The organism is Candidatus Pantoea gossypiicola, assembly GCF_008632075.1.
Classification (GTDB): domain Bacteria; phylum Pseudomonadota; class Gammaproteobacteria; order Enterobacterales; family Enterobacteriaceae; genus Pantoea; species Pantoea gossypiicola.
The window spans coordinates 120,582-133,807 of record NZ_VWVM01000012.1 but is presented as its reverse complement, the minus strand read 5'-3'; the positions used below and the strand labels follow the sequence as shown (position 1 = coordinate 133,807).

Here is a 13,226-nt window from a genome sequence, read left to right as displayed (position 1 = left end):
GCCCCTGTTTTTGCCACTTAGACCAGATTTCCTACGCCGTCTCACCACGCAGTTTCTTCGCCGCCTTCACCATATTGGCCAGCGCCTGACGTGTTTCCGTCCAGCCACGCGTTTTCAGACCGCAGTCCGGGTTTACCCACAGACGCGCTTCCGGAATCCGTTTCGCTGCCTTCAGCAACAGCGCCTCTATCCACGCCACGCTGGGAACATTGGGCGAGTGAATGTCATAGACGCCGGGGCCGATTTCATTCGGATACTCAAAGTCTTCAAACGACTCCAGTAAGTCCATATCAGATCGTGAGGTTTCAATCGTGATCACATCCGCATCCAGCGCCGCAATGGCATCCATGATGTCGTTGAACTCGCAGTAACACATATGCGTGTGAATCTGGGTTTCATCCCGCGCCACCGCCGCATTCAGTCGGAACGCCTCCACAGCCCAGTTCAGATAGTCCGCCCACTCAGACTGATGCAGTGGCAGACCTTCACGCAGTGCAGGCTCATCGATCTGAATAATACCAATGCCTGCTTTCTCCAGGTCTTCCACTTCGTCACGCAGCGCCAGCGCGATCTGCTTCGCGATGATTTCCCGTGGCACATCTTCACGCGGGAATGACCAGCACAGAATCGTCACCGGGCCGGTCAGCATTCCTTTTACCGGCTTGTCGGTCAGCGACTGCGCATACTTCGCCCACTCAACGGTGATCGCCTCTGGACGACTGACATCGCCGATGATCACAGGCGGTTTCACACAGCGGGAGCCGTAGCTCTGTACCCAGCCATTCTGGGTAAAGACAAATCCCTCCAGATGCTCGCCGAAGTATTCAACCATGTCGTTGCGTTCCGCTTCACCATGCACCAGCACATCCAGTCCCAGCCGCTCCTGTTCGGTAATCGCCTGTTTTATGTGCTCCGCGATGCCGGTGCGGTAATGGTTGTTGTCGAGACGGCCCTGCCTGAAGTCGAGGCGCAGGCCGCGAATTTCAGTGGTCTGCGGAAATGAGCCGATGGTGGTAGTGGGCCAGGCGGGGAGATTGAAACGCTGACGCTGCAGCACTGCCCGCACCGGGTAGGCGTTCTGGCGCTCACTGTGCTGCGGCGCAATGGCCTGCAGCCGCTGGCCCACCGCCGCGTTATGCACGCGGCGGGAGTGAGCGCGGGCGTGCACCGGTGCGCTCCAGGCGTCCAGCAGCGTCGCATCATTGTTATTCAGTGCCTGACTCAGCAGCGAGAGCTCCGTACATTTCTGCAGCGCAAAGGCGAACCAGCTTTTGACCTCATCATCCAGACGGGTCTCGACGCTGAGGTCGATTGGGCTGTGCAGCAACGAGCAGGAAGAGCCGATCCACAGCTGTTGACGCTGGGTGATGAGCGGTTGCAGACGGCTGAACCAGCGGCTCAGATCGGCGCGCCAGACATTACGCCCATTGATCACCCCCAGCGACAGCAACCAGCTGGCGGGCAGTTGCTGATTCAATTGCTCAATATCATCGCAGCCATGGACCAGATCGACATGCAGACCCTGTACCGGGAGCTCACGAATGACATCAATGTTCTGGCCGATACTGTCAAAATAGGTGGTCAGCAGCAGCCTGCTCTGCCCCTGCAAGGCGTCATACGCCGGTTTAAAAGCGTCGCGCCACGTCTGCGGCAGCTCAAGCGCCAGGGCGGGTTCATCGATTTGAACCCAATCGATGCCGCGCTTCGCCAATTCTGCCAGCACCTGCTGGTAAACCGGCAGAATCCTTTCCAGCAGCGACAGACGTTCAAAAGGCTCACCTTTAACTTTACCCAGCCACAGATACGTCACGGGTCCCAGCAGTACCGGTTTGATGTTGTGGCCCAGCGCCAGCGCCTCATCCACCTCATCCAGTAGCTGAGTCCAGGTCAGTTTAAAGGTCTGGCCCTGAGTAAATTCCGGCACCATGTAGTGATAGTTGGTGTTAAACCATTTCGTCATTTCTGCCGCCGCCGCAGGCTCGCCAGTCGGCGCACGACCGCGCCCCACACGAAACAGCGTGTCGAGATCAACGGTCCCTTCTTTGTTCTGATGACGCGCGGGCACGTTGCCCAGCAGCAGGCTGGTAGTCAGCACATGATCATACCAGGCAAAATCGCCGACCGGCAGCAGATCGACGCCCGCCTCTTTCTGTTGTTGCCAGTGTCGCGCACGCAGCTCGCGGCCCGTCGCCAGTAGCGCCTGCTTCGTGCTGTCGCCCGCCCAGTAACGCTCCAGGGCTTTTTTCAGTTCACGACGCAGACCAATACGGGGAAAGCCGAGGGTATGGTTCAGGATAGTCATATGCTGTTCTCCAGATAATCTTTCACTTTGGCTTAAATGGGCAGCCAAAGATGTTTAGCCGTCCAGATGTTTACACTGCTATACTCTGCGGGTACTGTATGTTGCTCAAGCGCAATATGTTCATTTTCGATGTGAAGGACTCTCATGATCGAACTCAAGCACCTGCGGACGCTTCAGGCTCTGCGCAATACGGGATCGCTGGCGGCAGCAGCAGCCCAGCTTCATCAGACGCAATCGGCGTTGTCTCACCAGTTCAGCGATCTGGAGCAGCGGCTGGGATTCCGCCTGTTCGTCCGTAAAAGTCAGCCACTGCGCTTTACGCCGCAGGGCGATATTCTGCTGCAACTGGCAGAGCAGGTGCTGCCGCAGATTCAGCAGGCGTTGCAGGCCTGCCATGAGCCGCATCAGACCACGCTGCGGGTGGCGATTGAGTGTCACAGTTGCATTCAGTGGCTGACGCCCGCGCTGGATAAATTCCGTCAGAGCTGGCCGCAGGTCGTGATGGATTTCAAATCAGGCGTAACCTTTGATCCGCAGCCTGCTCTGCAACAGGGTGAGTTGGATGTAGTGCTGACCTCCGACATTCTGGCGCGCTCTGGCCTGTTCTACTCGCCGATGTTTGATTATGAAGTACGGCTGGTGCTGGCGACGGATCACCCGCTGGCGCAGGTTGAGCAGATTTCGCCGGAAGATTTAGCCGATGAAGTGTTGATGATCTATCCGGTACAGCGTCAGCGTCTGGATATCTGGCGTCACTTCCTGCAGCCCGCTGGCGTCAGTCCGGCCCTGAAAAGTGTGGATAACACCCTGCTGATGATTCAGATGGTGTCGGCACGAATGGGGATTGCCGCACTGCCGCACTGGGTGGTGGAGAGTTTTGAGAAGCAAGGTCTGGTCGTGACGCGCACACTGGGTGATGGGCTCTGGAGCCGTCTTTATGCAGCCGTACGCGAAGGGGAACAGCGTCAGCCGGTGCTGGAAGCCTTTATCCGCTTTGCCCGACAGCACGCCTGTGAGCATCTGCCATTTGTGCGCGACGCCGCGCTGGCCGGTACGGTGTTACAGCGGTAATCTGGCGGGCACAAACCTGCGCGAACGCGGGCAAAATCCCCTATAATGCGCAGCCTGTCGACTGACCATGAGAAGATCTCACCATGACTAACAATGATATTCTGCGCAGCGTGCGCTACATGCTCAACCTGAGCGATGCCAAAATGGTGGAGATTTTTGCGCTGGCAGAATGTGACGTGCCGCTGGCGGATATTCAGGCGTGGCTGAAAAAAGATGACGATGCAGCGTTCCGTCCCTGCCCCGATGTGCTGATGGGTTATTTCCTGAATGGCCTGATCTTTTACCGTCGCGGCAAGAGTGAAGACGCGCCCGCCCCGTCGATTGAGCGCAAGATGACTAACAATATCTTCATGAAAAAACTGCGCATCGCTTTCGATTTGAAAACCACCGATATCCCTGACGTGCTCAAACGCGTAAACTTTACCGTTTCGCAGGCTGAAGTCGGCGCGATTTTCCGCAAGCCTGATCATAAAAACTACCGCGAGTGTGGCGATCAGATTCTGCGCAACTTTCTGAAAGGCATGGCGATGATTCAGCGTCCGTCACAAGCCCCGCGCGATAAATAGAGGCCTTACGGCAGCGATTATTTTCTGAAAGATCAGAGATCCCATAATGCGGCCTTTAAAAATATTACTATTTATTTCTCAATATTTCCTGATGCATGATTGATTCTGGCGGGGCGCAATCAAAGCCTGATTCGCACCCTGCCGGGTTAACTTTCAATCATTCAATCAGGAAGAAATATGCGTGAATTAACTCATTTTGAAACAAGCCAGGCCAGCGGTGCAGGAACAGAAAGTGCCAGTACGGACGTTGTGCAGTTAAGCTCCGTTAATAAAAACAGTCTGCTGGTTAATAAAATATTCCGGGTACTTAATGGATTATTTGGCATGAAGATACCTTATCTGAAATAACCAGACAGAGTGAGTAAGTGATAATGATCGTCCAGCTCATTAAAGGCTGGAGTCGGATCACGGCGTCGAGTGTCCATCGCAGAGAAGCAACTCACACTTTACGCCGTCTTTAAATGACAAACCCTTTCTTCAGGCAAAACACACCCGACAACCCGCAAAGTCACTTCTGACCGCGCCCCACCACCCAGCGCTTATGCACCCACAGCGAGGCAATGATCACCAGCGCGCCCGCAATAAAGCTCGGCCAGTGCGGTTTCTCCTGCCAGATAGCCAGATTCACCAGCAGCCCGGCGGGAACGTGCATGTTATTCATAATGCCCAGCGTACCGGCATCGACCTGCGTCGCCCCGTAGTTCCACATAAAATAGCCAAGACCAGAAGCCGCAACGCCCAGCCACACCAGAATGCTCCACTGCAATGAGGTGGTCGGCAACTTCTGTGGATTGCCCCAGGCACACCAGGCAATCACCGCAATCAACACCGCCCCCAGATAGAACCATGAGAAGGCCGTATGCTGCGGCATGGGACGGGTCTCCTGCAGACGCTTATAACCCACCATGCCTGCCGCGAAGCAGATGTTTGCCAGTTGCACTAACAGCAGACCAAACCAGAAATGATCGCTGACTTTGTCATAACGAATAATCGCCGCACCCGCCACCGCCAGTAACGCACTGAAGATATAGCCGATGCGCAATGGACGACGGCTGATCAGATCGTAAATCAGCGTCACATAGAGCGGTGTCATTACCGTAAACAGCAGGAATTCTGACACGCTAAGGTAGAGATAGGCTTCGAAGCTCAGCAGATACATTACGCCCAGTTGCAGCATCCCCACCAGCATATACAGCAGTAGCGTTGAAGGGCGGTAACCTCGCCAGCGCAGGAAAGGCAAAAACACCAGCGCAGCCAGCGCCAGACGCATCAGCACAGAGAACCAGCTATCCACCTGACCAGCGAGATATTCGCCAATCAGGCTGAAGGAAAAGGCCCACAGAATGGTGGTAATAATCAATAAAAACACGGCAACGACCCCGAAATTAACAGGCCGACAGTGTAAACAATGTGCCGCCGTCAGGCTGTGAAATCTGGTTGACATCTGATTATAAACCAGGCGATTAAAAAGCCGACCGGATACCCTGCTTACACTTCCTGACATATCAATCGACAGAATAGGTTTTCAGCCACATAAAATGCGCGAAATGATCCATCAGATGATCACTTCCGCTCCTGACTGTAATAAAACTGTAACAAATGTGTCATTCATCACAGTAACGTTGCGCAACTAACACTATTCTTTGCGCGAAATGGAACATTCTGCATCCATTTTGTTCTGCACTTTCCTGCTCCAACCTGCCGGGAATGAAAAACCATAATGTGCCCTGGAGGGCCTCACTGATGCTGAGCATTTTTAAACCTGCACCACGTCAGCCGCAGGTAGCGGAGGATCACGTTGATCCGCTCTACCGTCGTCTGCGCTGGCAAATTTTCATCGGGATCTTTTTTGGTTATGCGGCCTATTATCTGGTCAGAAAAAACTTCGCACTCGCCATGCCCTATCTGGTGGAGCAGGGTTTTTCACGTGGCGATCTCGGCTTTGCCCTGTCCGGCATCTCCATTGCCTACGGCTTTTCAAAATTCATCATGGGCTCGGTCTCTGACCGATCAAACCCGCGCGTCTTCTTACCGGCAGGCCTGATTCTGGCCGCAGCAGTGATGCTGATTATGGGATTCGTCCCCTGGGCGACCTCCAGCATCATGGTGATGTTTGTGCTGCTGTTTATCTGTGGCTGGTTTCAGGGCATGGGCTGGCCACCCTGTGGACGAACCATGGTTCACTGGTGGTCGCAGAAGGAGCGCGGAAGGATCGTTTCGGTCTGGAACTGTGCGCATAACGTGGGCGGCGGTATTCCGCCGCTGCTCTTCCTGCTGGGTATGGCGTGGTTCAACGACTGGAAAGCGGCGCTCTACATGCCCGCCTTTGGCGCGATTGCCATCGCGATTCTGGCCTTTGCGCTGATGCGCGATACCCCGCAATCCTGTGGCCTGCCACCGATTGAAGAGTACAAAAACGACTATCCGCCCGACTACGATGCCAGCCACGAAGAGGAGCTGACGGCAAAACAGATCTTCATGAAGTATGTGTTGCCGAACAAGCTGCTGTGGTACATCGCGCTGGCCAACGTTTTTGTCTATCTGCTGCGCTACGGCATCCTCGACTGGTCACCAACCTATCTGCGTGAAGTCAAACACTTCACGCTGGATAAGTCGTCCTGGGCCTACTTCCTGTATGAATATGCGGGGATTCCGGGGACGCTGCTGTGTGGCTGGATGTCGGACAAAGTGTTCCGGGGTAATCGTGGTGCGACCGGCGTGTTCTTTATGACGCTGGTGACCATCGCAACCGTGATCTACTGGCTCAACCCGGCGGGCAATCCTGGCGTCGACATGGCTTGCATGATCGTGATTGGCTTCCTGATCTACGGTCCGGTGATGCTGATTGGTCTGCATGCGCTGGAGCTGGCACCGAAAAAAGCAGCGGGGACAGCGGCGGGCTTTACCGGCCTGTTCGGTTACCTGGGTGGCTCGGTCGCGGCCAGCGCCATTGTCGGTTACACCGTCGATTACTTCGGCTGGGACGGCGGCTTTATGGTGATGATTGCGGGCTGTGTGCTGGCGGTTATTCTGCTGTTACTGACCATGGTCAGCGAACACAAACACAAAAAGACTCTCGCCTGACGGTAGTAAACAAGGGCCGGCTATCCGGCCCTTGTTTACGCTGACGGCTTAAGCCAGATAGAGCGTGCGCAGCGTCTGCGGCACCGCATCATCGGCATTCGAACCAATCACATCCAGCTCCGGCAGCGTATCTTTTAAGCGCTGATGGGCGTTCTGCATGATATAGCCCTTGCCCGCCATGCTCAGCATCTCCACATCATTCATACCGTCGCCAAAGGCAATGCAGCTCTCCAGCGAGTGACCCAGCGTTTTCGCGACCGCTTCCAGTGCATGTCCTTTCGACACGCCGCCCGCCATGACCTCCAGACAGGTTGGCAGCGAGAAACTGACGTTAACCCGATCGCCCCAGCGCGCTTCAATCGCCTGCTCCATCGGGATCAGATGCTCGGGGTTTTCGCAGGTGAAGAAGACCTTGCTGATGTTGCTGGTTGGTAGCAGACCTGGCTCGTAGACCTGATAGTTGAAGACTGACTCACGAAAATAGTCCTGCTCAGCCGGGCTTGAACGGCTGACAAACCACTCATCATCGCGGTAAACGTGCGTCAGAATATCGCTGTGATGATACTGCAGGCCAAACAGGTCGCTGGCGATATCCTCATCCAGATTATGACTGAACACCAGTTCGCCCTCTGCGTTGTGTACGCGCGCACCGTTCGAGGTGATCATATAGGCCGGAATCGCCAGGCTGTCGCGCATCTGTCCGACATCGATATGATGACGGCCGGTGGCGAAGACAAAGTGAATATCCTTAGCGACCAGCTGCTGCAGCGTTTCACGTGCAAAAGGGGTCAGGCGATGTTCGGGAGAAAGCAGCGTGCCATCCAGATCGGATGCAACGATGTGATACATGAAAACCTCGGGTATCTGGTTCTGCCGGTTTTTACCGGTCGGATAAATAACGTCAGTGGTGCGATGAAAAAAAGTCGACCACTGCATTGAGTGCTTCGGCACGCATCTCATCTTTTTCAAACAGAATCTCGTGACGCGCGCCGTCGATCACCCGTGGCTTATTACCTTCACACGGATGACCCGCCGCAGCCATCGCAGCACAAAACAGATCCTGCGAACGGTTGTCGACCACCCGATCGTCGCTCGCCTGTAGCAGCAGCAGCGGCGTAGTGATCTTATCCACCTGACTGATGATGTTGCGCCCCGCATGGATGCCTTCGCGTACCCAATGGTAGGTCGGTCCGCCCACACGAATCGCAGGATCGTCCGCATAAAAGCGCAGGTTACGCCGGTAACGCTCGGTGCTATGGGTCAGCCGGTTAATGCCAAACGGATGCGCGCGCCAGCGTCCGGTGCCGAGCGCATAGCCATCGCGTAAGGCTGGACGCTTCTCCGCCCAGTCCAGGATACGATGAGCCAGAAAAGAGGGCAACGGTAAGGCGATGCCAAACATCGGTGCCACCAGCGCGACGGCATGAAACGCCTGCGGCTGACGCGCCAGAAACAGCGTTAAGATTGCGCCACCCATTGAGTGAGCCAGCGCATAGCGCTGCTGATAATGACCGCTGACGATCTCTTTCAGGTAGAGCGTTTCAAGATCGTCCACGTAATGCGTAAATTCCGCCACGTGACCGCGGTGTGAATCTTCCAGCAGGCGATCGGAGCGCCCCTGACCGCGATGATCCAGGATCACCACATCAAATCCGCAGTGAAACAGATCGTACGCCAGCTCAGGATATTTTATGTAACTCTCGATGCGTCCCGGCACAATCAGGATCACACGCTTGTGTTGCGGCGATGTGAAGCGAACATAACGCAGCGTCAGATTGCCGACGCCGGTAAACTCAAGCTCCTCACGACTGTGCCAGAAATCGAGCAGCGGCCCGGTGGCGAAGGCAGCAAAGGCTTTTTCCCGTCGCAGCCAGCTGGCTTTGTGTTGATTCATTCGCCCTCCTGATGACCGGATACAGAGTCCTGAACGCCCTGCGCGGGCCGTAGCGCCGCGCTTATTTCTGGCGTATTGTGTCACAAATTCGCGACTAAAGAGAGCCTGACCCATGACCATCGAATGGTGGCTGACCTACCTGCTTACCACCACAATTCTCAGCCTGTCGCCGGGTTCCGGCGCAATCAATACCATGAGTACCGGTATCAGCCACGGCTATCGCGGCACGGTGGCTTCTATCTCTGGCCTGCAGGTCGGCCTGGCATTGCACATTGTGCTGGTCGGTATCGGGCTGGGCGCACTGTTTTCGCAGTCGCTGCTGGCGTTTGAAATTCTGAAATGGGCCGGTGCGGCCTATCTGGTCTGGCTGGGTATTCAGCAGTGGCGCTCGGCGGGTGGCATCGATCTGGATGCGGTCGCTAAAGCGATGCCGCGCCGTCGCCTGTTCAAACGTGCCGTGCTGGTTAATCTGACCAATCCGAAAAGTATCGTTTTTCTGGCGGCGCTTTTCCCGCAGTTTATCCAGCCACATCAGCCGCTGTTTATGCAGTATCTGGTGCTGGGCGTGACGACCGTGGTGGTCGATATCATCGTGATGATTGGCTACGCCACGCTGGCAACGCGCATTGCTGGCTGGATTAAAGGGCCAAAGCAGATGAAGTTAATGAACCGTATTTTCGGTGGTCTGTTTATGGCGGTGGGCGCACTGCTGGCCAGCGCCAGAAAAATCGCTTAAGACTTTACGCGCCGACACACTGAGGTCGGCGCGAACACTCCCTGTTTAATCCCTTCTTGCCGGGCACCATTAAGGCGCAGTCAGCGGCACCGCACGTAACACAATGATACCCGGTTTAGACTGCATATATTCACTCAACGGCGTATCGACAACCCTGCGATTAACGGCCAGTGATGAGGCGTTCCTGAACCACAATTGCCCATCATGCCGGACGGCAATCCCGGCATGCGAGACATCCAGCCCCTGAGCGGGCGTATAAACTCCGATGTAATCGCCAGTCTGAATCTGCTTCAGCACCTTTGGTGTGATCGCCCGGGCCGGAATGTAGGTAATGCGGCGAGGAATCACACCCAGACCGGGCAGCCTTTCTTTTCCGCTGGCCTGACGGTTCAGTTGCTTCACTACCGTCATCGCATCCGGGGTGAGTGTGCTTGTTATGTCATCGGCATTGCGCGGGTTCTCAGCGAACCAGTCGGTGAAAAAGTGTCGGCGTTTCAGGTAGCTGACCTCACCGTCAGCGTAGCGGGTCCGAATCAGGTTCGCCTCAAAGCTGGCGCGGTCGTGGCTGCGGCTCAGCGCCTGGACGTAATCAAGCAGCGTGAAACAATCCACCCCATTGAAATTGATCACCAGCGCTTCCGGCGTATCAGGCGAGCCGATCAGCGTATCCGCCTGGTAGGGCGTACCGAGAAACGCGGCGGAAATCTGGCTAATCCTCTCGCCCTGTGGCTGCTCTGACGCCGGAAATGTCTGCGCAAGGATAGCCGGAACACTATCTACTTCTGCCGTTTCAGAAACGCGATTTTGGGCAGCATCAGGGGAAGCGCAGGCGCTGATACAGGCCGCGATAAACAATAGTAAAAGGGGTTTTACTCGCATCATCCTCTCCATGAAAAAATAGTCCGTCGACACGACCATACCGGAGGTGATGGTTTCATTAATTAACGAATGGTGACTATTTATCTGCGGTTGCAGCAGAGGGGCATCGTCGGGTACAGATTGTGACAGTCGTCACGCAGATGAAGTTCAGAGGAAGTAACAGGAGGTGAAATGACTGCCGGATGCGCAGCGCGCTCTCCGGCATAAGGGCTTAACGCGAAATTATCAGGTGGATACCAAAACCGGCGAACAGCACGCCAGCCATACCATCCACCCACTTCGCCAGTCGCTGATACTTCGCGCGGATCCACGGCAGCGCAAAGATAGCCGCCACCAGCGTAAACCAGGCAAAGGTTTCACCGACAATCAGCAGGAACAGACCCCAGCGCTCTGCTGAGCCAACATCGTCACCCACAAAGAGCGAGAAGACGCTGCCGAAGTAGATAATCGCTTTAGGATTCGACAGGTTGGTCAGCAGGCCCTTGAGAAAGCTCATGCCGCGTTTCGGCAGCTCTACCACCGGCTCATCCTGCTGCGGCTGCCTATGACGCTGACGCGCCGAGCGCATCAGCTGCCAGCCCATCCAGAGCAGATAGAGGCCACCGCCAACCATGATGATCTGATGCAGCCACGCCATTTTTTCCAGGATCAGATGCAGGCCCATCAGCGCCACGCCTGCCCAGACCACAATTCCCAGGGTAATGCCCAGCACCCCCATCATCGCCTCCTTGCGTGATCGGCTGGCGGCGGTCTGTGATACAAAAAAGAAGTCGGGGCCGGGGCTCATCAGCGCCACCAGATGTACCAGCGCCACGGTTGCGAATAACATCAGCATGATTAGTGTCCTTTACTCTTCATCATCAAGATGCTCTTTGATCATCACCAGGAAGGGTTTGCCAAAGCGCTCCAGTTTGCGGTGACCCACGCCGTTGACGCTAAGCATCTCGGACGCGCTGACCGGCATCTGTTCTGCCATCTCTATTAGTGTGGCGTCATTGAACACCACGTAAGGCGGAATATTCTCTTCATCGGCGATCGCTTTTCGCAGCTTACGCAGTTTGGCGAACAGTTTGCGATCGTAGTTACCACCGTGAAACTTCGCCGGACCGCTGCTCTTTGTTTTCGCGGTAATTAAACGCGGCACGGCCAGCATCAGTGGCACTTCACCGCGCAGCACCGGTCGCGCTGCTTCGGTCAGTTGCAAAGCCGAGTGCATAGCGATGTTCTGCGTCACCAGTCCCAGATGGATTAACTGACGTAACACGCTGACCCAGTGTTCGTGGCTCTGATCTTTGCCCAGTCCATAGACCGGCAGCTTGTCATGGCCCTGCTCACGGATACGCTGGTTGTTGGACCCGCGCAGCACCTCAACGATATAGCCCATGCCGAACCGCTGGCCCACGCGATAGATACCGGAAAGCGCTTTTTGCGCTTCAACCAGGCCGTCATACCGTTTTGGCGGATCAAGGCAGATATCGCAGTTGTCGCACGGCTGCTGGCGACCTTCACCAAAGTAATTCAGCAGCACCAGGCGGCGGCATGTCTGGGCTTCAGCAAACGCGCCCATGGCATTGAGCTTGTGGCGCTCAATATCCTGCAAGGGTCCCGGCACTTTCTCTTCCAGGCATTTACGCAGCCAGGCCATATCGGCTGGATCGTAGAGCATCATCGCTTCGGCGGGCAGACCATCACGTCCGGCTCGTCCGGTTTCCTGATAATAGGATTCGATGTTGCGCGGAATATCGAAGTGGACCACAAAACGGACGTTGGGCTTGTTGATGCCCATACCAAAAGCCACGGTTGCCACTACGATTTGCAGATCGTCACGCTGGAACGCTTCCTGCACGCGGGCACGCTGTTCGCTGTCGATGCCGGCATGATACGCCCCGACGCTGAATCCACGGCTTTGCAGTCGCGCGGCGGTGTCTTCCACCTTCGCCCGGCTGTTGCAGTAGATAATGCCGCACTTGCCGCGCTGATCCTGAACGTAACGCAGCAGCTGATCGGTGGGTTTGAATTTTTCCACCAGCGTGTAGCGAATATTGGGGCGGTCAAAGCTGCTGATCTGAATCAGCGGATCCTGCATGTGCAGCAGATTAACGATGTCGTTGCGGGTGGTTTCGTCCGCAGTCGCCGTCAATGCCATGACCGGTAATTCCGGGAAGCGCTGACGCATCTTCCCGAGTGCACCATATTCCGGACGGAAATCGTGGCCCCACTGTGAAATACAGTGCGCCTCATCCACCGCCAGCATCGCCGGTTGCCAGTGCGCCAGACTGTCCAGGAAGTTATCCATCATCAGGCGTTCAGGGGCGATATAGAGCAGCTTAACCCGGCCGGTACGGCAGTCAGCCATCACCGTCTGCTGCTGATCGCGCGTCATAGTGGAGTTGAGACAGGCTGCCGCCACGCCGTTCGCCAGCAGCTGATCGACCTGATCTTTCATCAGTGAGATCAGCGGCGACACCACCAGTGTCAGCCCTTCGCGCACCAGCGCCGGGATCTGATAACAGAGCGATTTACCGCCGCCAGTGGGCATCACCACCAGACAGTCGCGCCCGCTCAGCGCCTGATTAATGATCGTCTGCTGACCGGGACGAAACTGCTGGTAGCCGAAGGTATCCTGCAATACCTGCTGCGCCAGCGCTTCCTGATTAAGAACTGCCGAGGTTGCCACGCGATTCCTGTCTTACG

At 55.8% G+C, this 13,226-nt stretch carries 12 protein-coding genes; 5 read left to right on the top strand and 7 right to left on the bottom strand.

The features are described 5' to 3' along the window. Nucleotides 1–31 precede the first annotated feature (31 nt). Nucleotides 32–2,302, bottom strand: coding sequence for a 5-methyltetrahydropteroyltriglutamate--homocysteine S-methyltransferase (metE, locus tag F3I20_RS15965; protein ID WP_150013223.1), 2,271 nt, complete (start codon nt 2,300–2,302; stop codon nt 32–34). A 144-nt stretch (nt 2,303–2,446) separates the two neighbouring features. Here metE and metR point away from each other — a divergent pair, with 144 nt between their 5' ends. From metR to F3I20_RS23970, 3 genes are all read left to right on the top strand, one after another. Continuing rightward, entirely contained in the window at nt 2,447–3,373 is a 927-nt protein-coding gene (gene metR, locus F3I20_RS15960) for an HTH-type transcriptional regulator MetR (RefSeq protein WP_150013225.1), read from the top strand. A gap of 83 nt (nt 3,374–3,456) precedes the next feature. Next, a complete protein-coding gene (locus F3I20_RS15955; protein WP_150013227.1) occupies nt 3,457–3,939 on the top strand; it encodes a YehS family protein in 483 nt (160 codons plus the stop codon). A 177-nt stretch (nt 3,940–4,116) separates the two neighbouring features. Further along, on the top strand, nt 4,117–4,287 hold the full coding sequence (locus tag F3I20_RS23970) for a hypothetical protein (protein WP_156085417.1): 171 nt from the start codon (nt 4,117–4,119) through the stop codon (nt 4,285–4,287). Between the two features lie 160 nt (nt 4,288–4,447). Here F3I20_RS23970 and F3I20_RS15950 read toward each other — a convergent pair whose 3' ends face one another. Beyond that, nucleotides 4,448–5,308, bottom strand: coding sequence for a carboxylate/amino acid/amine transporter (locus tag F3I20_RS15950; RefSeq protein WP_150013229.1), 861 nt, complete (start codon nt 5,306–5,308; stop codon nt 4,448–4,450). 374 nt (nt 5,309–5,682) lie between these two features. Between F3I20_RS15950 and glpT the strand changes: the two genes are divergently transcribed. Then, a complete protein-coding gene (gene glpT / locus F3I20_RS15945; protein WP_150013231.1) occupies nt 5,683–7,023 on the top strand; it encodes a glycerol-3-phosphate transporter in 1,341 nt (446 codons plus the stop codon). A gap of 48 nt (nt 7,024–7,071) precedes the next feature. Here the strand turns inward: glpT and yigL are convergent, their stop codons facing one another. Both yigL and pldB read right to left on the bottom strand, forming a co-directional pair. Continuing rightward, nucleotides 7,072–7,872 (bottom strand): sugar/pyridoxal phosphate phosphatase YigL, encoded by an 801-nt coding sequence (gene yigL / locus F3I20_RS15940; protein ID WP_033784698.1) that lies wholly within the window; start codon nt 7,870–7,872, stop codon nt 7,072–7,074. 52 nt (nt 7,873–7,924) lie between these two features. Next, nucleotides 7,925–8,917 carry a lysophospholipase L2 gene (gene pldB, locus F3I20_RS15935; protein ID WP_150013233.1) on the bottom strand — a complete coding sequence of 331 codons (993 nt, stop codon included), beginning with the start codon at nt 8,915–8,917 and terminating at the stop codon, nt 7,925–7,927. Between the two features lie 112 nt (nt 8,918–9,029). Between pldB and rhtB the strand changes: the two genes are divergently transcribed. Then, nucleotides 9,030–9,653: a homoserine/homoserine lactone efflux protein gene (gene rhtB, locus F3I20_RS15930; protein ID WP_003854387.1), complete on the top strand. Its 624-nt coding sequence runs from the start codon at nt 9,030–9,032 to the stop codon at nt 9,651–9,653. A 69-nt stretch (nt 9,654–9,722) separates the two neighbouring features. Here the strand turns inward: rhtB and F3I20_RS15925 are convergent, their stop codons facing one another. The 3 genes from F3I20_RS15925 to recQ form a co-directional block, all read right to left on the bottom strand. After that, nucleotides 9,723–10,532, bottom strand: a complete 810-nt coding sequence (locus tag F3I20_RS15925) for a DUF1460 domain-containing protein (RefSeq protein WP_150013401.1) — start codon at nt 10,530–10,532, stop codon at nt 9,723–9,725. A 211-nt stretch (nt 10,533–10,743) separates the two neighbouring features. Further along, nucleotides 10,744–11,367, bottom strand: coding sequence for a threonine export protein RhtC (rhtC, locus tag F3I20_RS15920; RefSeq protein WP_150013235.1), 624 nt, complete (start codon nt 11,365–11,367; stop codon nt 10,744–10,746). Between the two features lie 12 nt (nt 11,368–11,379). Then, nucleotides 11,380–13,209: an ATP-dependent DNA helicase RecQ gene (gene recQ, locus F3I20_RS15915; RefSeq protein WP_150013237.1), complete on the bottom strand. Its 1,830-nt coding sequence runs from the start codon at nt 13,207–13,209 to the stop codon at nt 11,380–11,382. Nucleotides 13,210–13,226: the final 17 nt, after the last annotated feature.

Coding starts and splice junctions, on each gene's coding strand:
- pldB (WP_150013233.1), bottom strand. CDS start 8,917: ATGAATCAACACAAAGCCAGCTGGCTGCGACGGGAAAAAGCCTTTGCT.
- metR (WP_150013225.1), top strand. CDS start 2,447: ATGATCGAACTCAAGCACCTGCGGACGCTTCAGGCTCTGCGCAATACG.
- rhtC (WP_150013235.1), bottom strand. CDS start 11,367: ATGCTGATGTTATTCGCAACCGTGGCGCTGGTACATCTGGTGGCGCTG.
- rhtB (WP_003854387.1), top strand. CDS start 9,030: ATGACCATCGAATGGTGGCTGACCTACCTGCTTACCACCACAATTCTC.
- yigL (WP_033784698.1), bottom strand. CDS start 7,872: ATGTATCACATCGTTGCATCCGATCTGGATGGCACGCTGCTTTCTCCC.
- metE (WP_150013223.1), bottom strand. CDS start 2,302: ATGACTATCCTGAACCATACCCTCGGCTTTCCCCGTATTGGTCTGCGT.
- F3I20_RS15925 (WP_150013401.1), bottom strand. CDS start 10,532: ATGCGAGTAAAACCCCTTTTACTATTGTTTATCGCGGCCTGTATCAGC.
- glpT (WP_150013231.1), top strand. CDS start 5,683: ATGCTGAGCATTTTTAAACCTGCACCACGTCAGCCGCAGGTAGCGGAG.
- F3I20_RS23970 (WP_156085417.1), top strand. CDS start 4,117: ATGCGTGAATTAACTCATTTTGAAACAAGCCAGGCCAGCGGTGCAGGA.
- F3I20_RS15955 (WP_150013227.1), top strand. CDS start 3,457: ATGACTAACAATGATATTCTGCGCAGCGTGCGCTACATGCTCAACCTG.